Consider the following 19,763-nt stretch of genomic DNA (forward strand, 5'->3'; position numbering starts at 1 on the left):
TTATCCTCAACGATCTTTCGGGTCGAGTGCATCACGAAGACCGTCGCCGATAAAGTTAAAACAGAACAGCGTGGCCACCAGGAAAACAGACGGGAACATCAACAGCCATATCGCCACATCGATGGTTTTGGCACCTTCAGCAATCAGAATTCCCCAACTGGTATCCGGTGGCTGAACTCCCAGTCCCAGAAAGCTGAGGAATGATTCGAACATGATGAATCCCGGAACCATCAAAGAGGAATACACCATCACGATCCCCAACACATTCGGCAGCACATGGCGCCGTACGATGGTGATTTTGGAAACACCAATGGAATGAGCCGCCTCGATGAACTCACGCTTCTTGATGCTGAAAGTGACTCCCCGTACCACACGGGCAATCCCCAGCCAGGACACCATACCGATCACGATAAAGATCAAGTAAATATTGTTTCCGAACAAGGTGACGAACAGGATCACCATGAACATGAAGGGTACCGAATCGAGCACTTCAATAATTCGCATCATCGTGCTATCAACCACCCCACCTACATAACCGGAAATACTGCCCCAGAGTGTGCCGATAACCACCGCCACCAGAGCCCCCATAAATCCAACCATGATCGACAGGCGACCGCCTTTCATCGTACGGGCAAACAAATCCTGGCCAAGGTCATCGGTTCCGAAATAATGTCCGGAGCTGAGTGATGGTTTGCCCAGTTCATAAGGATCCGCCACCACATTCCAGTCGATCTCATCGTGACTGAAAGAAGCGATGCTTGGGCCGATCACAATACAGACGATGATAAACAGCAGAACACATACCGAGATCATGGCAGCACGATTTTTTCTAAAGCGGGCCCATGCATCCTGCCAGAGACTCCGTCCGGCAACAGCCTCAACATTGTCTGCCAGCTGATCGGCGAGCTGTTGGGTATTGATTTTATTGGTCACCAGCATCCCAGTCTCCTATATCCGAATCCGCGGATCGATGATGGTATATAAAAGATCCACCACCAGATTGAAGAATATGGTCAGTGAGGCCACGATCAGCGTAATCCCCATCACCAGTCCGTAATCCCGGTTGAGCGCACCGGAAACAAAGTGTTGCCCCATTCCCCCTGTTCCGAAGAATATGTCGATAATGACCGAGCCTGTGACCACCGCCACGAAGGCCGGCCCCAACATGGCCACTACAGGAATCAGAGATGGCCGTAGAGCATGGTGAAAGAGAATATAGCCAGTAGACAGCCCCTTAGCTCTGGCGGTACGAATGTAGGGCTGATTCAACGTCTCAATCATGGCACCGCGCGTCACCCGGGCGATACTGGCAATGGAACCAATGGCGAGACTCATTACCGGGAGTACCAGAAATATCGGTTTTCCCCCTTCCCAGCCCCCTGCAGGGAACCACCCCAACTGAATTGAAAAAATGGTGACCATGACCGGAGCCAGGACAAAGGCCGGGATAACAACCCCCGTCATTGACAGTGACATCAGGAAATAATCCAGCCGGCTGTTACGATTGAGCGCCGCCAACGCACCCAGCAACATGCCCGTGGGCACGGAAATGCAGAATGACAACACACCAAGCGTGGCGGACACCGGCCATGACTGGGCAACCAGTTGAGTGACGGTGAAGTCCTGATACACAAAGCTCGGCCCCAGATCTCCCTGGAGGAAGTCACCAATATAAATAAAAAACTGTGTAAGAAAGGGTTCGTCCAGATGAAATTTGGCTTCGATGTTGGCCCGCACCACTTCCGGCATGGGCCGCTCCATGTCAAAAGGCCCGCCGGGAGCCACGTGCATCAGCCAGAATGACACCAGGGCGATAAACAATAACGTCGGTATGGCAATCAGCAGACGGCGTAAAATATAAAGCAACATAAAGAAGCTCCCTGAATTCCATAAAAAAGGACCTGGATGAGTTCAGAGAACCACCGGAGACCAGGTCCAAAAGCCGCCCGACTAATGGGCTTTCACGTACACGTTCTTGCGATAGTATGAAGATTCAGGATTAGTGCGTTCGTAACCGCCGATATAGGGTTTGACCAGATATTTGTCATTACCCGGGCGGTACACGGGAATGATGGCCATGTCGTTGATCAGCAGCGACTCAGCCTGCCGGTATTCTTCAGACGGATCTGCCAGCACTTTTGATAAGGCCATCAGTTCATCATATTTCGGGTTGTTATACCTTGAGTCGTTGTACTCACCGGATGAGATAAAAATATCGAGCCAGGTTGACGCCTCGTTATAGTCCGCCGTCCAGCCTCCCCGATTGATATTTCCCGGCTCTTTCAATGCGTAGAACACCTTCGGCTCCAGCTGCTTGATTTCCACCTGGGCTCCCAGAACACTTTTCCACATGCCCACCATAGCGGTCGCCAATTTGACATCACCGGAAAATGTCGGAACAGTGAAGGTCAGTCTCAGGGGGTTATCCTTGCCATAACCCGCCTCCGTAATCAGCTTTTTCGCGGCTTCGTTTCGCTGTTTCTGGCTCCAGCCGGCAAACTCCGGAATGATTTCCTTATAGCCGTCTGTTTGTGGTGGGACCAGGTTATACATGGGAATTCCACCGTTATTCAGGATGGCGTTGGTCAGGATTTCACGATCAATCGCGTAGGATAATGCCTTACGTACCCTGATGTCTTTCGTCGGCCCTTCCGCAGTATTCAGATAGTAGAATGTTGAGCCCAACGAAGCGCTGGTATTGGCAATTTCATCCGGATATTTCCTAAGCAACTGTTTCTTCTGTGCCGAAGGCAGGGCCAGCACCTGATCGATCTCACCCGCCAGGTACCGGTTCAAAGCCACGTTAGCGTCACCAATCGGCAGCCAGGTGATTTTCTCCAGAACCACATTATCCGCATCCCAATAATTAGGATTTTTCACCAGCACCAGCTTTTCATTGACTTTCCATTCCGAGACGGTAAATGCACCGTTAGTCACAATATGCTCAGGTTGCGTCCACTCACTGCCATATTTTTCAATAGTGGCCTTATGTACCGGAACCAAAACCGGGTGGCTGATGAGTTTCAGAAAGAATGGGACGGATTGCTCAAGGGTAACTTCAAAGGTGTAGTCATCGACAGCACGCACCCCTAAAGTACCGGGGTCTGCTTTCCCTTTCATGATTTTGGCGGAGTTCTTTATCTTGGGAATGGCGGCAAACCAGGCATAGGGAGAGGCCGTTTTCGGATCAAGCAGGCGTTGCCAGGCGTATACAAAATCCTTTGCGGTCAGAGGGTCGCCGTTTGACCACTTTGAATGACGCAACTTAAATGTGTAAACCGTATTATCGTCGTTTACCGACCAACTCTCGGCGATGCCGGGGATGGTTCTGCCCAGTTTATCCTGGACAGCAAGGCCTTCATACAGGTCTCGTCCCAGATTAAACGCTGGTTCCGCCGCTTGTTTGGCAGGATCAATGGAAGTGACTTCGGCACCATTGTTTAAGGTAATTTCCTGCTTCTCTGCGAGCGAGGTTCCTGCGGGGTAAGGTTTTGCCAGGACATTCAGTGTCGTGACGCTGCACAGCAGGGAACTCAGCATCAGCAATGTTCTTATCTTCATAACTTCCTCGTTGTGTTTTTGTCGTTATACAACGAGAAAAATGTATATTGTATACAATTTATTCTCAATCAGCTTTAAGAATATTAGAGTGAGATTCAGAATCAGAGCCCGCAGGTATCAAAATTTGAGACTGAACAACAATACAAACTGTTAGTGTGTGCAGACTCTAGGCTGTTGATGTATTTGAGAACTTTGCTGAGACAAGTTTGAGAACACTGCCGTCAATATTAGGCAGCCCATCGGAATACAGAATCTGCTTGCCGGGCGTGCAGCGCATCATAACATTCGTCGTTTTACCCTCCCCGTTTGAAATATTGATTGCATCAAGCTCCATCAGCTTGGCAAAAACATCATCCTCAAGCTGTGTTTTCTGAGCTTCGGTCAGTCGAATTCTGCCAACACAGACACCGGGATTGATCGGATGAGAAAGTGATTCTTCCTGGAAGCGGCGACGGAACAACCTGTCCAGTTCAGAGCCTTCCACCAGCAAAAAGCGTCTGCCAGAGCGATAGAAAATGCCGTCACCGGAGTCTTCGATATACCCAAGGATTTCGGCAATGCGCAGATAGAAACGCAGACTGGTGTCAGTGAGCTGGTATTTCTCAGCGATAGACTCAGGTGCCAGATTGCGGGAGGTCACCATGTAGATGAAATCGAGCAGGTATGGATGTTCGAGAAACAATTCACTCTGTTCATCAGTGATAAACTGCTCGTTCTCGTGCTGCAGCTGCTTGGCGAGTTTCGTCAGCTCGATCAAATCGGTGTTGAGGTGGCTGACGTATAGCAGAATCTTATCAAGGCCCAGTGACGGGTTATGTAGATGACGCTTAATACTGGAAAGAGGTATGCCGGTTTTTTCAGACAAGGTGCCGTAACACAGCCCCTCGTCTTTGATTTTTTTCCTGATGGCAGCAAGTAAAAATTTTGGTCCGATATGCATCTTACCACCTGACTCCTTGGGTATCAGAAACGTATCCTTTGTAAAATACCCTATCCCCTACCACCTTCGTCCAGAGTTTTTTTATTCTGAGGGACAGGGATCGAAAAATCAGGCAGCGCCAGGATCAGCCAATATCAAGGAACGACAGAATCATGAGTCATTCTCACTGCACTTCAAATTACTTTCAAAGCATGCGCCTCCCTTATTGGAGCATTTCTCAAGAGTTACGCCTTTAGCCTCCGCCTCTGTCGCACCGACACCGTAGACTCCTCCGGCCCTGATATCGTTAATATAACAGCCCCAACGATTGTTCAGATTAACGTCTACGGGTGGAGGTTGATTGGCATCGTGCATTTCAATCACCAGGTTCTCCAGCCTGGCAATATCCCGGCGCAACAACTGGACCTCCCTGCGCAGTTCCCGTAGTTCCTGTTGTGTACCTGACCTGTAATATTCTTCCGCTCCTGCGACCGAAGCAGTACTGGTCAAAATCGCTGCCGATACCGCAACAGTTCCTAACAATTTCATTGATATCTCCTGAATGAATTCATTGACAAAAAGATGAGTGGATGATTCGTATTAAATGGCAGATTAGCTTAATAAAGGCTGAATAATAAATGAAAAGTTTGGGCAGATTTCATGAAGGCCGGTGTCTGATATCCTATTCCTCTAACCTGCTTTCCATAATTTCCTATTTTTTACGATTTCCTATTGCCAGTTCATTCAAGCGTTACATAAAACAAGACATTTTTTTCGTTCTTTCAGACACTCCTCGACCACAAATTAGATGGTGATTCATTCAAAATATTGAACAAGTTACAGCTCAAAGATCAACTTGATGCCACAGTCATGCCTCGGGGCGACTTTTTCATATCCATTTGCGACCCCACCACAATCCCATATTGACGGAATTATCCGGTTGGAAACATATTGTAAGAGCTACAATAAATGATCACTTTCACCCCCTCATCACTCAAGGGAGGACACTCTAAAAACCGTTCCAAAACAGTAAATAACAATCGAGTTCGAAGATCCTGGGCCAGCTTCTGTAGCTTGGCGACGAATTATAAAGTACTGGCAGGTCATAAAGTACTGGAAGGTTGTAAGGTACTAGAAGGTTAAAAGTACCAACAGGATCTCTGATGAAATCAGGACAAACACTTAAGGATAAGTACTCGTGAAAATTAAAATACTGGCTGCCGTCACAGCTATCGTGGCGGGAACTTACGCACTTCATCAAAACGTGGATACTCCCAAGTCTTTGGTAAAAGACACAGATATCACTATCACTCGGGATCTCTCTATTCCTGCGGTTTCGCCCCATGCGGCGAATAACGTGGCCAAAGCAGGCCATGTTCAACCGTCTCAAGCCCCTACCGCTGAAGACATCAACAGGTTTGTGGCTGATCTGGATAACAACTCTCTTCCAGGCAATCAAACGACGAACCCAAGAGTTACCACACTTACCGGAACGGACATATTCAATGGGGAAAAGAGTCCTGACTTTGGACATCCATTTCAATTATTCCCTAGTGGCGAATCACCCTTGGTAGTCACGGATGCCGGCATGGCCAGGCAGATCGTTCTGAGAGGCGGAAAAGACATTCTCGGTATTGGAGAGAATGACGACCTGGCATTAAAAACCTCCAAGTTCGATGAGATGAACAATGTTTTCTATAAGTTCACTCAGGTCTACAACGGAGTACCGGTATATGGCAGGGAAACCGTGGTACAGGCCGACGGCAACAACGAAATAAAGCTGGTTACCGGTGAATTTGAACCCGGCATCAATATCGGCGTATCACCCGGCTTAAGCGGCAAAGCAGCTTTTTCCAAAGCCGTGGATAGTATGCGCGATGTATTGCTCACTGAGCCAAAACTTCGTGATGATCCCACCTTGAAGGTTTATGTTTCTGAAGAGGCAGGCCCAATTTTAACCTGGCATTCGGTGATGGAATACCATACAACCACCGAGGGTTTTCGAGTGGATGAGGTATTCGTGGATGCGAACAGCGGCAACATCATCGACAAGCTTCCCAACCTCTACTCTGCCCTTTCACGCAGTGTCTACACAGTGGACCTCAAATGCTTTAATCCCAACTCGAACAAAGATGTTCTACCGGGCAGAGAAGTCACCTCCAGTACTGACGAACATACTAAATCAGCCTACGACAACTCAGGCTATACCTACTGGTTTTATGCCAATTTGTTTGGCAGAGATTCCTTTGACGGGCATGGCAAAGAAATGGTCAGCACCGTTCACGCCCGATTTACCAGCTCCATTGGTGGCTGTACCGGCGACAATGCCTACTTTGACGGCGAGCAGATGATTTACGGCGAAGGCGACAAAGAGCTGAGCAATCCCGCCGGTGCACTGGATGTGGTGGCTCATGAGCTGACCCACGGCGTTACTCATTCGGAAAGTAGCCTGATTTACCGCAATGAGTCAGGCGCAATCAACGAAGCGCTTTCTGATATATTTGGGGCCGGCGCGGAAACCTACCTGGAATCCGGCGGTAATGGTAATACGCCTCCGCCGGATGGCTTAAAGCCTGAGCGGAAGAACTGGACCTTGGGTGAAGATGCAACGGTCACCGGTGAACTGATGCGGGATATGGCAGACCCGACAGCAGACGGTCAAAGTAGTGACAGCTATGACACCCGCTACACCGGCCGCCTGGACAATGGCGGGGTTCACTTGAATAGCGGCATCATGAACCTGGCGTTTTATCTGCTGTCTGAGGGCGGTACGCATCCCCAGAGCAAGACCACCAACCGGGTAACAGGTATCGGTATGGAAAAGGCGTTAAAAATCTACTACCACGCCAACACCAATCTGTTTACCTCTTCCACTAACTTTGAATCGGCCAGAACCCGGTTGGCCCAATCTGCTGAAACCTTATTCGGTGAATGTTCTGACGCCTGGCATGCAGTGCATCAGTCTTTTGATGCCGTCAAGGTGAATGGCGACTGGACACCCTGTGACAGCGGTGTGGATGACAATGGCACCAAAGGTAAGGATGATGACGGCTCCGATAAAGATGACGGCAGCACCGACAGCCCTGCATCGAATGCTTCTGCCAGCGCTTCCAGTTACTATAACTGGAGATATCTACCCGCCAATTTGCTGGATGGCTCCTCATCCACATCCTGGGTTTCAAGTACCATACGCGACACCGGCGATATGGAATGGGTGCTACTGGATTTAGGCGCTGCCCGCAGCCTTTCCGGTCTCACAATCTCCTGGGATGAAGACAACTATGCTGAAGAGTATGATATCTGGGTACGCCAAGACGGCCAGTGGGTACATGCCCAAGGAGTACAGCAAAGCCGTTCAGGCAGTGCAGATATCGAGCTGCAGGATAAGAGTCAATACGTTCTGATTACCATGAACCACGGCCACTACGGGCGTTGGTATGGCATTAATGAAATCACGTTGAAATAGACAATTGAAGTTAGAGCGGCCCTTTGCTTGAATGGGCCGCTTCTCAATTTTTGTATCAATGCTTGTTTTGTATCAATGCTTGCATCAGCCAAGATCTAGCCACTCAATTTTTCCAATAGAAACTCAACTACTGCCAGCATTTTCTTCGGCATCCACTGTCGATCCAGATAGCACAGAAAGATTCCCCGTTCATGTTGCGGCATCCAGTCAGCCAGCACCGGAATCAATTCTCCCCGATCAATCAACGACTGGGCCAGGTGCCGACCGAGTAAACCAATGCCCTGGTCAGCTAGGACGAGCGACTGGATGACGTCTGGAGAATTGACAATGACATCATGCTGTAACTCGATACTGAACAGATGATTGGCCTGCTGAAACTGATATGGCATTAGTTGATTACTAGCAGGCAGGCGAAAGCCTATCGTAGCGTGGTGTTTCAGATCCTGTGGCGCAGTGATCGCGTCTTTCCCCGCCAGATATGCCGGGCTGGCGCCATAGATCATATCCAGCGGCATCAGTGGCCGGGCAATGATTTCCTCATCATTGAGCAAACCAACCCGGATCAGCAAATCAACCTCACCTTGCTTCAGGTCGATGTACCGATCATCCAGGCGGAGGTCAATCACCAGTTTCGGATATTGATGCTTTAATGCAGGCAACAGCGGGACAATCAATTGACCGGCCAACGCCGCAGAGCTGTTGATAACCACCGTACCGGCGATCTCCTCCGAAAGTTCGGTCAATTCCTGTTGACACTGATGCCAGCGCTCAAGCATGGCCTGACTGTGTTGCCTCAGCCGTTGACCGGCCTCTGTCAGCACAATGGCACGCGCTGATCGCTTGAATAAGCGCACGTCATGGTTGTCCTCCAATCGTTTCATCGCTTTACTCAAAGCGGCTGTAGACATATCAAGTTGATCAGCAGCCCTAGTCAGTGAACCCATCTGGGCCACCAAAGTGAAGTAATAGAGATCCTGTAAAGCGGGCAGCTTAGTCATCAGCCATACTCAACCAATGGTTAATCAATGTATAACTTATATTGCCTGTTTGTTAAATCATGAGCAACTTACACTAGGCCTACCATTTGAAGAGGACAGTTTTATGAAAATCATCATTTTAGGTAGCGGAGATGTCGCTCGCACACTGGGTACAGCTTTCAGAAAACTCGGTCACGATGTCGCCATTTCAAGCCGTGATGCAAATAAAGACGAAGCCCAACAATGGGCAAAGCAAGCCGGCGGCCAGGTGCTGTCATTCAGCCAAATTCCGGCCGATGCCGATTTTTATCTGAACTGCACTGCAGGCACGGCCAGCCTGGCCGCGCTGGAAATGGTTAGCGCCAATACCCTTAAGGGGAAAATTCTGATCGATGTCGCCAATCCACTGGATTTCAGCAACGGGTTCCCGCCATCGCTGAGCGTCTGCAATACCAACTCACTTGGAGAGCAGATTCAGGCTGCACTTCCGGACACCAGGGTTGTTAAGGCACTAAACACCGTATCCAACCCTGTCATGGTGAATCCAGCCACAGTTCCGGGTCTGCACCATCTGCCAATTGCCGGTAACGATGCAGAGGCCAAGGCACAGGTATCCGAGTTATTACAGGCTTTTGGCTGGAGCCGAGAACAGATCCTGGATCTTGGCGGCATCGAACAGGCTCGGGGCACTGAGGGTTACCTGATGCTGTGGGTTCGGATGTTCGGTAAATTCCAGACCCCATTGTTTAATCTGCAGTGGCAGGTAGCGAAGGAGAATTGAAAGGGCCGCCGGCCTGGCTCATGTTTATCTCGTCTCATCTCTAGTTCCCGGACACTCAGGGAGTCACGATATTGAAATTTCCTGCCGGCTTTTCAAACACCAGCAGAAACTGAATCAAGTCGACAAGACTCCCATCAACCGTCAGGTCATCGGTTGAGACAAGGTCCATGATCGTCGTGTTTTCAATAAGCACATCGACGAACAGATCCCGTGTAATGGTCAGTGTGACATCAACGTCCTGCTCCGCAATTTTTGGTACATCGATAAACTTATGATGCATGACCGAGTTTTCAAACCACAGAAGATAACGCTGATCAATATCCGGAAAATACACCAGCACCCTGGTGGCGTTGTCTTCTGACTTTTCAGGAATGACACGCACTGCCATGGAAGTAAAAAACTTTTCGACATCCGTATTTTTTAACACCCTCTCCATCAGCTTGATATCGATACTCTTTTCAGGCGCTCCGTTGACTAGCTCATGGGCTGCAGAAAGATACACGTTCCGCCACGGACCAGATTCCGCCTGATACCCCAGTTGAGTATAGGCTTCGGCCAGCAAGGCTTTTGCGTTTTGATTATCAGGGTCAGCAAACACCAGATGGTTAAGTAACTCCGCAGCCCAGCGGTATTCACCTTTGTCATACGCATCTCGACCAAGTTGCAGAACAGAGGCTTTACCTCCCATTGCCTCAACATATTTTTCTGCTGACTGCTCAGGCGGAAGGGGGTCGAGATGGGCAGGATTGGCGTCGTACCAACCCATATAATATTGATATACCGCCTTCGCATTGTGCTTCAGCGAACCGTAGTAGCCCCTGTTGGGCCAGTAGTTTGCCAATGAATCCGGCAAAGCTATCTGCTCGGCAATTTCTTTTGCCGTTAGACCATTGTTGATCAAGCGCACGGTTTGATCGTGAATGTATTTGTACATATCCCGTTGTTTTGTCAGAAACTCCTGAATCTTCTGTTTCCCCCACATAGGCCAGTGGTGAGATCCAAAATACACTTCTGCATCTGCAAACAGCTCTTTGGCCTCATTGATGTCATGGCTCCATTTGAGTGCGTCTCTTGCCTTTGCGCCTCTCAAGGTATAGAGGTTATGCATGTTTCGAGAGACTAGCTCAGCGCCACAAAATGCTTTTAGCCCGGGAATATAAAACGTAAATTCAACAGGTGCCTCTGTTTCAGTGGTGTATTGAAAAATCATCTCAACGCCGTCCACTGTCAGCTGTTGCCCGGTTTCGGAAATACTAATGCTTGGTGGCAGTATGCTGAATGTGCCCATCACAGGCCCTTTGCCCAAGCCGGAGCCTATATAACCTTCGGCATTTCTTTCCAGATTGGATCCATACATGTACCCTGCCCGGCGTCCCATCGCCAAACCTACAATCACATTCTCACTGGTCGCCGCTTCCATGAATCCTTTTGGCGCAATGACCGGGATATTGTTTTTGGCAACCTGCTCGGGCGTTAAGATCCCAAATGCACCACCGAAATGATCAATATGGGGATGGGTAAAAATGACTGCGGTGACAGGTCTTTGACCCAGGTGCTGGTTCGCCAGCGATAAAGCCAACCGGGACGACTCTACCGTAGTAAGGGGGTCTACCACGATCCATCCTTTCTCGCCCTTAATCAACGTCATATTGGCAAGATCAAACCCACGTACCTGATAAATACCCGGCGTTACCTCATATATACCGGCCTGATTATTCAGTTTGGCCTGCCGCCATAAACTTGGATTAACCGTCGCTGGAGCATCCCCTGCCACAAAGCTGAAGTCCTGGGTATTCCAAATGCTTTTGTCGTCTCTGAGGACATTAGGATCTGCCCTGGCAATCAACCCCCGACGGCTGTCCTGAAAGTCTTGATCGTCCTCAAACGAAAGCTCCCGGTATACCTTGGAGTGAAGATCTTGGGTATATTTTTCGGCTCCCTCCTGTCGATTACCGGAGGGCTCTGAACAGGCACCTGCAGTCAATACTATCGCCATTGCCAGAAGTTTAAGTGACTTAATATATCGGGGATTCATAGGCCGCTTCTTCTCTCTCAGGTTCATCCAGTCTCTCGGGTTCATCCAATCTCTCAGGTCCAACCAATCTCTCTGCTCCAACCAATGTAAGCAAATACAGACATTTCAAAGCCCTCTCAATATCCCTACCTATGAGCGGCGGTGATTTAAAGAGAAAACACCAAAGACAAAGTAAAGCCTTAGCCTCCAAGGCTGAAGAACTAAGAGACAAAAATTGGAACTAGAACAAAAATCTTTGACCTGATAGGCACTATAGCCCTTTGGACAGCGAACATAGTGCGACCACATCGTAGGTTAATCTGATCGATTCAGTCAGTCTGCAAACTGACAACGAAAAAAATTGATCATTTTTTCATCAAACCTTAAAAAGCATCTATATTTAACGAACAAAGGGTGGATATGCAGTGTAGTGACCTTTGGATGTAGCACATTGACCCAAGGAGGGACACCATGAAAACAAGACAAAATGTTTACGAACTGAAAGACGATACACTTTCCTGGTATTCAAGAGCCGTTGAGGAGATGAAATCCAGGGACATTAACGATCCCACCAGCTGGTGGTATCAGGGAGCCATCCACGGCTATGCAACCTACCCCAGCGCTTTAACCTACTGGCATGATGCTACGGGTTATCCCCCGTCCCAGCAAACAGTCAACAGCGGCTTCTGGAACCGTTGCCAGCACGGCACCTGGTATTTTCTGCCCTGGCACCGCATGTACCTGTTCTACTTTGAGGAAATTGTCGCTAAGGCAATCCGTGATATGGGAGGGCCGGCAGACTGGACACTTCCCTATTGGAACTACTGCGAGGCATACAACACAAGCGCCTCTCCCAGTAATCAGCAACAAGCGCTGCAAATTCCGCCTGAATTCGGATCTTCGCAGGGGCCCAATGCCGACTTTGCCTCTTTATGGATAAAAAATCGGCGTAACTATGTGCTGAACAAGAATAACGTAAATCCCTGGCCGGCCATGAATGAAGCGGAATTTACCAATAGCGGCGGAGACATTAGCTTTGGTGGAGGAGTCACTGGATTCGCCCATTCAGGTGGACAGACCGGACAACTGGAAAGCTTGCCGCATAACGTCGTGCACACTGATATAAACGGCGCTATGGGGAATCCCGACACGGCTGCACTCGACCCCATATTCTGGCTGCACCATGCCAATATCGATCGCCTGTGGCAGGTATGGCTGGCTCAGGCAGGTCGCAGCAACCCTGTGGTGAATGCATGGAAAGATTTCCGCTTCAAATTCCATGACGCCAACGGTCAGCCAGTGGAAATAGCGGTCAAAGACGTAGAAACGACTCAACTACTGGGTTATGTCTATACTCCGGCGTTTCCGCTTTCTTCCACAACACCCGCCAGAAGATCGGTTCCGGCGATGGATGTTGTCGGAGCGACCTCAGCCAGCTTTTCGGTCGGCGATCATATGGCGCCCTTGGATCTCACTATGGTCCCCCAACCCGCAAGAGGCGCACGCCTTTTGGCTGCCAGAGGCGGTGACGAAAAGAGAACCATTCTGCGAATCAGTAACGTGAAAGGTAAAGGCGCAACCTCCCCGATCGACCTGTTCATAACGAACCGGGACAACGAAGAAGGCAATGAAGAAAACTTCGTGGGCTGTATTGGACTCTTTGGTCTGGAAAATGCCTCCACTCCCTCCGTTGAGAGTGATGGTAGCGGCTTGAACTTCGCCATCGATATTTCCGACACCATTAACAAGCTCAGGCAACGTGACGATTGGGACGAAGATAACATTCGGGTCCAGTTGATTCCCCAGTCCAAGCAGGACAGCGATGTCGAAATAAATGTTGGCCGGGTCAGTTTGCACAGTGAAATTGATTAGTGAATGGCATGCTGATATGAGCGGCAGGGTGAGCCGTGTAACAACGGCTCACCCCTACTGGTGGCTCTTCATGTTGAGCGGGCTCAGCTGGGCGTATTTGATTTCAGCCGAGCTGAGCAGCTCCGCACACTCTCATCACCATATGCCGACGACTTCTGTTGCTGTGTTTTCTGCAAGTCTCTCAGCCTGGTTAATCATGGTTACCGCCATGATGCTCCCCATGCTCAGTGGTTCAGTCAGCTTAGTAAAACTGATGATGCCACGATACCAACACCTGAGGCTGATGCCTCTTCTCGTGTTTGGGTATGCAGTAGTCTGGCTAATTGCTGGAGGAATGATAGAGATCCTGAGAGCTTTTCTTCTTCAGATACCCTTTATTCACCATGAATTGATAGCTCAATTTCCTGTCGGGTCACTCAGCTTTCTGGCGGCGGCTGTCTGGAGTAGTACATCGTCTCGAAGGAAAGCTGTCTTCGCCTGCAGTAACGGAATCCCCCTGCGTATCAACGGCTGGCATGCTTATCGAGATACGATTCATTTTGGACTTATCAAAGGCCTCAATTGTGTAAAGGGATGCCTGCACGTCATGTTAGCTTTGCTCATTGCCGGACATGACTTATGGATCATGATGATTGTCACGGTAGTGCTTATCTATGAGCGTGTCCTATTACCGAAGGAGACACGGTTAGTGTCATGGATGTGCTGTATACTCTCAGTGTATTTTCTGGTGCCCTGGCTCAAGTGATTATGGCTTCAACATCAATAAGCATACTGGCTGAGCATCCCGGACCTCTCTCCTTGACTGGAAGCGAGGCAGAAGTCCAGTTACAGGTATATGAAGAAAACCAGCATAGATTCAGCCACGAGTCTTTGCTCGACTCACGTGTCATCCTGAATTTTCACCGTATTTTTGGTGAACCATACAGCCCCAACTATGACGTGTATCTGGTTGCCGGGACACAAGGAAACTCACTGGAATATATAGGGACATTATCTTTTTTTTCCGTGGCCCCCAAATCTCCAGAGAACAGCGAAGGTGCAAACCTGAAAATAAAGATCGAGTCTCCGGTGAGGGAGATGCTTGGAAATGAGGCGCAAAGTCACCAGAGCATCACTCTCTTACTTAAACCTCAGGACGTGACAGATACCCCGGTATCAGTTGATATTGAGTTTATCTTCCTATGCTATGTGCCAAAGGGTTAATAAACACTCGTCCCACTACCTTCGATTTTTCTCCATCCTGACAGCCCTCCGCGATTATTTTCGCCGCAACTTTAAGTAAGCTGCCGTCACCTATCGACAGGAAGGTAATACATTGACTATTATCCTGTATCGACAACTCATTTAATGAAACAAGGAAGCATAACGTCCGTGTGGTTCGGCAGGAAGCTTATCACCAGAACACCATTCCTGTAGTCCCTCGACGAATAGATCATCAAGAAATACGGAGCCTCTTTCCTTCTTGGAAGGGACAGTATGTTTGTACTAACACTAAAATACTAAAACGACATTACCAGGCGGCATTTGTATGGATACTATTGCAACCAAACCAACCGACAAAAAGGGAAATAAAGTAGCCAAAGACGGCGTTAATCAAAGCATATTGCTCAAAACCGCTCCTCCCGCAGCTACCTCTCCACTAAAGCTATCAACTGAGATTACCGAGATACTGACAGCAGCACTGGCGCAGCATGTCGGCCCGGTGGCCACTCACCTCATCCATAGAGTGGCAGCCTATTCGGAATCACTACCGGAGATGATCAGTCAGCTGGCACTATATGTCCCTGAAGGCTCCGAACGACATTCGTTTATTGAACAAGCCAGAATGCATTGCCTGAAGAGTATTACCGGTCATCCCGCAAGATCTGACGTTCCCAAATCACCCTCTTCTCCTGGCACTTCAACTAATTCTTCTCTCCTTTCTCCGCCCAAGAGAAAACCTCTCCCTAAATACAGAGGCACCGTTGGTACAGTGCTAAGCGAAGAAAAGGTCCAACGCCTGATCCAGCTCTTAAGCACCTATGTCGGTCCCTTAGCCGGACATATCGTGCGCAGCTGTATGGAAGAATCCCGCACAGAAATCAAACTCTGCATGGCTATGGCGAAATATATTTCAGATGAAAACGAACGAACCCAGTTTCTGAACAAGGTTCGGTTGAGGAGTTATTGATTCATTTCTGAAAGAGGAAGTGGGCGGTAGGCTTATCTGTTTTCGATAGTATAGCCAGTTTCGGAGTACAACCGAACTTACCGCCCTATTACATCATCAGAACTTCGAAAGGTAGTTCTTAACGTCTTCCTGAGCGACATCATTATAAAAAATATCCTTGCGCCCTCTATATTGCTCAGGAACTTTACCTGTAGATATACGCCTTGTCCCTTTGAAACGCGTGCCTTCGGCAATCGTCATGAAAGGGTTCACTTCTGTCCTTATTCCCATCTCTTCTTTGACGTCATAAGGCAAGGAAATCTGCAACAGCTCTTCTCCATTAATACTCTCCATGTGCCATGAGCCTTCAGCAGATAACAAACCATACGAAGGCCAAAAATACTTATAGGCATAAACAGTTCCCTCTTCGTCAAAAAAGAGCGATAGACCTAACCAATAAAAACCGTTGGCGACATTAGGTGCGTCAGTATGCAAATGTGACTGAAGCCAATCATCCAAACTACCGGGCCCATATGACAAGATACCCATGCAATCTGTGCCGCACCACTCTGATTCAATCGCGACTGAATCACGAGAAAACTCGCGCTGTATCACATAGGCTTTTGCTCCTTGACTAAACAGAAGATCAGATCCCCAGGTAATTTCTTCACCAAGAATATCATGTAACGAATTGCCCAAATTTTTATCAGTCAGATCTACCTCCGCCAATACATTAAACTCCATATCAACGGTCCCATTAGTGCTGACTAATTTGCCATTATCACTTAAGGAAAAGGCCCTCGATTCCACACTTTTACCAAGCTTCCAGCCGTCAGGTTCCATCAAATAATTCAGGATCCCACCTTCTGTATAGGACTTATCCCTACCTTCAATCCAACCATCCGTCTCTCGATATAACTTTTGGACAACGCCAATTTGATTGTTTTTATCCAGAAAATATTCGTCAAAATACTCTTCCATAGTGCGGGAGTCCCAAAGAAAAACCCCACCAGTAGTTAAATCAGAGATAAAGTTCGCATTAGCTGTAGCTTCTTCTTTTTCTATAGCTGGATCTGAATCACTTTGGTTGCTGCATGCAACGACAAAGAGACACGCGACAAGAGAAATTAGAAGCCTTTCCATGAGTACCCTGAACATTATTTACTATTTCCAAAACACAAAAAGGCGATATTTTATCATCAGGCACAGAGCATCGCCATCAACCTCATGCTCCTATGAAGTTTCGATTGAGCATCTGTTGATTCGACAACTGGTGGCAGAATGCCTATGCTTTCATGCTCTGACTTGTCATAGAGACTGTGGGAGATTGGTCCACATAAATGGGCTTGTTATAAGCCCTGTACTTTGTGCGCAATTTTAATGGTCTGTTCGGTATTCTTAGTGACCACCAACCGGTCAAGTTGAACCTCACTGTGCGAAGCCATTTCCCCATAAACTTGGTTACTGCTTCTAACGTCTTCACCAAAGAACTTATCAGCTTTCGCAGCCTTGACTGAATCAATAATGTTTTGAGCAAAATCGAGCAACTCTTGTTCAGTTCCAACAAGAAAAGCCTCATTCCAACCTGTTTGCGCAGTGATTACCACGCCGTCAATATCCTTGTCTGGCATTCAATATCTAGCTCTTGAAGTTCTAACGAATATAAGCGCCTAACTAAAAGTCTCCAAAGACACCTTCGCCATAAATATCTCGGACACAAGCTACCGCATCGAGCAACATTTACAGGACGCTACCAACCCCCATCGTTGGGGTGAATTGATTTACTGCCAGCATACCTATTTTCAAAAAACAAAAGAATTGTGTCATTTACCTTCAAAGCCCTGGTTTGCTCGCCTAACTCCATATTAAGTTCAGCACTCGACATTTCTCTTACGAATTCTCCTCGTTTAGATGCAACTCGATAGATATTTTCAAATGACGCATCCACACCTGAACCTAGAAAAATCTGCTCAACTTCATATGTGCTAACGACTTGATTTACGAGCGCCTCCTTCCAGTACTTACCCCACAAAAACAAAACCAGGTTTCCAGCCAGGGATATTAATAGCACTAAAAGAACTCCGTACTTCCGTACCCAAAGTTTCATTCGCAAATACGACACCCTCATGAATCCCCATCGAATAAGAAGCGCAATATAACGCACTATGCCATGCTAATGACAACCGCGACCGCTATCGGTTGACCTACATCGTCAACCCCTAATTCATCAGCGACGGTGACCATAGATTTGTATTGAAAGGGTGGTCATTGCCAGAGAGGAACGCCCGATGGACACACCGGGCGACACAATGATAAAAATGGACTCAGAGAGAAATGAACTCCTTGCTTGTTCAAATTTTCTTGGTCTCTAAACAACAATAAGAGTAGTTAGCGATTGCAGTTCCGCTAACTAATCCTCAGGGCTCCACCCCTTTTCCTTGCTGGCTTTTTGGCTGTGCATCTTCTGGCAAAAATTGATATTCCAATAGCCAGTATAAAAATACTTCCAGGTTCTGAAACAGTATTTACTCGGACAGAATCAATGGATAGAGACCGAGTAAGATACTCTCCCACCTTACCGCCACCTAGTGAGGTATCTTGATTCTGTGAATTAATCATCACAGGGTAACCCAATTCGCCCTGAAATAAATCAGTGCCATATGAGTTGAATACAATCGATGTTATTCCGAAGAACTCATCCTCAGAAAAATGTAACTTGAGCCTCAGTAGGTTCCAATCTGCATCATTCGTACTAAAGGTAGCATCCAATCTACTAACAGTTTTCTTGATACCATTTAAGAAAAATTGGACATCATCAACATATAGATAGTTATAGTATATACGTGACACATAATCCTCTACACTGTCTGGTTCATCGAAGGAACCAAGAGTGAATAAGACATCGTAATTTGAACCATCATCAGTCAAATCATGAGTATTTCCATCTCCTCCAAAAATAGCAGAAGTGCTATTTCGGTCATCTTCAATAATTCCTGATACCTTATAGTTGATAAAACTTGCACCAGCTGATTTGCTTACCATCAGAAAAATAAAAAGTAACGATATTTTGAAATTCATAATTTCCGTATTCCAATTTTGTAATTCAGATCCCGTACTGCACTGCCAGACAGACACGTAGGCTCAAAACATAAACGCCGCCCACCATAGGCAAATTTCAAGCCAGACAGAAAACCAAAAACAAATCATAAAGTTACATATTCCCAAAACTGGACATGTAAAAAATACGGACATTTCGTGGAAGATTTCAGAACCGCCAAACAGGCACATAAGTGATGGCGTTCGACCAATCAGCTAAATACAGCAGAGCCCTTGGAAATCGTCAGGCGAGATGCTATAGAATGACGATTAGACAGCACCTTGATATTGCTGCTGAGCACTAGGTATTAAATATTTTAGCTTATGGACGTTATTAAATTTTACAGCGTATCTGATGAATACGGCGCGTTCTCAAATTTTTCAGCTTATCCCATAAAATTGAAAGGTAAAGTTTGGCCAACCTCCGAACACTACTTTCAAGCAATGAAATTCTTATCCGCTGAGGATCAAGAGCAAATCAGAAAAGCCAAGTCACCAATGCTAGCAGCTCGAATGGGGCGTGACAGAAAAAAGAAAATCAGAAAAAATTGGGATTCAGTTAAAAACTCAGTAATGAAAGAAGCATTACTGGCCAAGTTTTCACAGCATGACGATCTCAAAAATTTATTGATTAGCACCAGGCCTGCCAAACTAGTTGAGCATACCTCAAACGATAGCTATTGGGGCGATGGTGGAGGCCGAGGAAAAAACATGCTCGGCCAAATTTTAATGGAAGTTAGAGAAACTTTATTTACTTGCGCTGATTAAACTAAGTGTTTCAACCTGACTAAAGTTATTATTTGGAATAGTTTCAATCTGATCTGACACTTCTTCTTGAAAAAGAGAGGGTTACCGGTTTTGATGGAGGTGCCAACCATTCATCGAAACACACAAAGGATAACCCTCATGCAACATAGTAACCAACGAA

Annotated in this window: 18 protein-coding genes; 7 read left to right on the plus strand and 11 right to left on the minus strand. The window is 47.5% G+C overall.

The genetic code is table 11. The annotated features are described in order from the left end of the window. Positions 1 to 6: 6 nt before the first annotated feature. The 5 genes from BTA51_RS09740 to BTA51_RS09760 all read right to left on the minus strand — a co-directional run bounded on the left by BTA51_RS09740 (position 7) and on the right by BTA51_RS09760 (position 5,029). The gene (locus tag BTA51_RS09740; protein ID WP_094707230.1) at positions 7 to 939 is read right to left on the minus strand and encodes an ABC transporter permease subunit; all 933 of its coding nucleotides are present in this window, start codon (positions 937 to 939) and stop codon (positions 7 to 9) included. A 9-nt stretch (positions 940 to 948) separates the two neighbouring features. Next, positions 949 to 1,869, minus strand: coding sequence for an oligopeptide ABC transporter permease OppB (oppB, locus tag BTA51_RS09745; protein ID WP_094707231.1), 921 nt, complete (start codon positions 1,867 to 1,869; stop codon positions 949 to 951). A gap of 81 nt (positions 1,870 to 1,950) precedes the next feature. After that, positions 1,951 to 3,561, minus strand: coding sequence for a peptide ABC transporter substrate-binding protein (locus BTA51_RS09750; RefSeq protein WP_094707232.1), 1,611 nt, complete (start codon positions 3,559 to 3,561; stop codon positions 1,951 to 1,953). Between the two features lie 166 nt (positions 3,562 to 3,727). Next, the gene (locus tag BTA51_RS09755; RefSeq protein WP_094707233.1) at positions 3,728 to 4,501 is read right to left on the minus strand and encodes a transcriptional regulator; all 774 of its coding nucleotides are present in this window, start codon (positions 4,499 to 4,501) and stop codon (positions 3,728 to 3,730) included. A 150-nt stretch (positions 4,502 to 4,651) separates the two neighbouring features. Continuing rightward, the gene (locus tag BTA51_RS09760) at positions 4,652 to 5,029 is read right to left on the minus strand and encodes a hypothetical protein (protein ID WP_094707234.1); all 378 of its coding nucleotides are present in this window, start codon (positions 5,027 to 5,029) and stop codon (positions 4,652 to 4,654) included. A gap of 649 nt (positions 5,030 to 5,678) precedes the next feature. Here BTA51_RS09760 and BTA51_RS09765 point away from each other — a divergent pair. Beyond that, positions 5,679 to 7,946: a M4 family metallopeptidase gene (locus BTA51_RS09765; protein WP_094707235.1), complete on the plus strand. Its 2,268-nt coding sequence runs from the start codon at positions 5,679 to 5,681 to the stop codon at positions 7,944 to 7,946. A gap of 95 nt (positions 7,947 to 8,041) precedes the next feature. Here BTA51_RS09765 and BTA51_RS09770 read toward each other — a convergent pair whose 3' ends face one another. After that, positions 8,042 to 8,944 carry a LysR family transcriptional regulator gene (locus BTA51_RS09770; protein ID WP_094707236.1) on the minus strand — a complete coding sequence of 301 codons (903 nt, stop codon included), beginning with the start codon at positions 8,942 to 8,944 and terminating at the stop codon, positions 8,042 to 8,044. A 103-nt stretch (positions 8,945 to 9,047) separates the two neighbouring features. Here BTA51_RS09770 and BTA51_RS09775 point away from each other — a divergent pair, with 103 nt between their 5' ends. Further along, the gene (locus BTA51_RS09775) at positions 9,048 to 9,704 is read left to right on the plus strand and encodes an NADPH-dependent F420 reductase (RefSeq protein WP_094707237.1); all 657 of its coding nucleotides are present in this window, start codon (positions 9,048 to 9,050) and stop codon (positions 9,702 to 9,704) included. A gap of 55 nt (positions 9,705 to 9,759) precedes the next feature. Here the strand turns inward: BTA51_RS09775 and BTA51_RS09780 are convergent, their stop codons facing one another. Then, positions 9,760 to 11,784, minus strand: coding sequence for an alkyl/aryl-sulfatase (locus BTA51_RS09780; protein ID WP_210404796.1), 2,025 nt, complete (start codon positions 11,782 to 11,784; stop codon positions 9,760 to 9,762). Positions 11,785 to 12,189: 405 nt separating this feature from the next. Here BTA51_RS09780 and BTA51_RS09785 point away from each other — a divergent pair, with 405 nt between their 5' ends. The 4 genes from BTA51_RS09785 to BTA51_RS09800 all read left to right on the plus strand — a co-directional run bounded on the left by BTA51_RS09785 (position 12,190) and on the right by BTA51_RS09800 (position 15,760). After that, a complete protein-coding gene (locus tag BTA51_RS09785; protein WP_094707238.1) occupies positions 12,190 to 13,590 on the plus strand; it encodes a tyrosinase family protein in 1,401 nt (466 codons plus the stop codon). A gap of 28 nt (positions 13,591 to 13,618) precedes the next feature. Then, positions 13,619 to 14,335: a DUF2182 domain-containing protein gene (locus BTA51_RS09790; protein ID WP_094707282.1), complete on the plus strand. Its 717-nt coding sequence runs from the start codon at positions 13,619 to 13,621 to the stop codon at positions 14,333 to 14,335. Between the two features lie 53 nt (positions 14,336 to 14,388). Then, positions 14,389 to 14,793 carry a hypothetical protein gene (locus tag BTA51_RS09795; RefSeq protein ID WP_141215570.1) on the plus strand — a complete coding sequence of 135 codons (405 nt, stop codon included), beginning with the start codon at positions 14,389 to 14,391 and terminating at the stop codon, positions 14,791 to 14,793. A 325-nt stretch (positions 14,794 to 15,118) separates the two neighbouring features. Beyond that, positions 15,119 to 15,760 (plus strand): hypothetical protein, encoded by a 642-nt coding sequence (locus BTA51_RS09800; RefSeq protein WP_094707240.1) that lies wholly within the window; start codon positions 15,119 to 15,121, stop codon positions 15,758 to 15,760. Positions 15,761 to 15,856: 96 nt separating this feature from the next. Here BTA51_RS09800 and BTA51_RS09805 read toward each other — a convergent pair whose 3' ends face one another. The 4 genes from BTA51_RS09805 to BTA51_RS09820 form a co-directional block, all read right to left on the minus strand. After that, entirely contained in the window at positions 15,857 to 16,882 is a 1,026-nt protein-coding gene (locus BTA51_RS09805) for a hypothetical protein (protein ID WP_141215571.1), read from the minus strand. 206 nt (positions 16,883 to 17,088) lie between these two features. Continuing rightward, positions 17,089 to 17,370 (minus strand): hypothetical protein, encoded by a 282-nt coding sequence (locus BTA51_RS09810; protein ID WP_094707242.1) that lies wholly within the window; start codon positions 17,368 to 17,370, stop codon positions 17,089 to 17,091. 119 nt (positions 17,371 to 17,489) lie between these two features. Beyond that, complete coding sequence (locus tag BTA51_RS09815; RefSeq protein WP_094707243.1) at positions 17,490 to 17,846, minus strand: hypothetical protein; 357 nt, start codon at positions 17,844 to 17,846, stop codon at positions 17,490 to 17,492. Between the two features lie 299 nt (positions 17,847 to 18,145). Beyond that, positions 18,146 to 18,817 (minus strand): hypothetical protein, encoded by a 672-nt coding sequence (locus BTA51_RS09820; protein WP_094707244.1) that lies wholly within the window; start codon positions 18,815 to 18,817, stop codon positions 18,146 to 18,148. A gap of 342 nt (positions 18,818 to 19,159) precedes the next feature. Between BTA51_RS09820 and BTA51_RS09825 the strand changes: the two genes are divergently transcribed. After that, positions 19,160 to 19,603, plus strand: coding sequence for an NADAR family protein (locus BTA51_RS09825; RefSeq protein WP_094707245.1), 444 nt, complete (start codon positions 19,160 to 19,162; stop codon positions 19,601 to 19,603). Positions 19,604 to 19,763 lie beyond the last annotated feature (160 nt).

This window comes from Hahella sp. CCB-MM4, from assembly GCF_002260525.1.
Lineage (GTDB): Bacteria > Pseudomonadota > Gammaproteobacteria > Pseudomonadales > Oleiphilaceae > Hahella.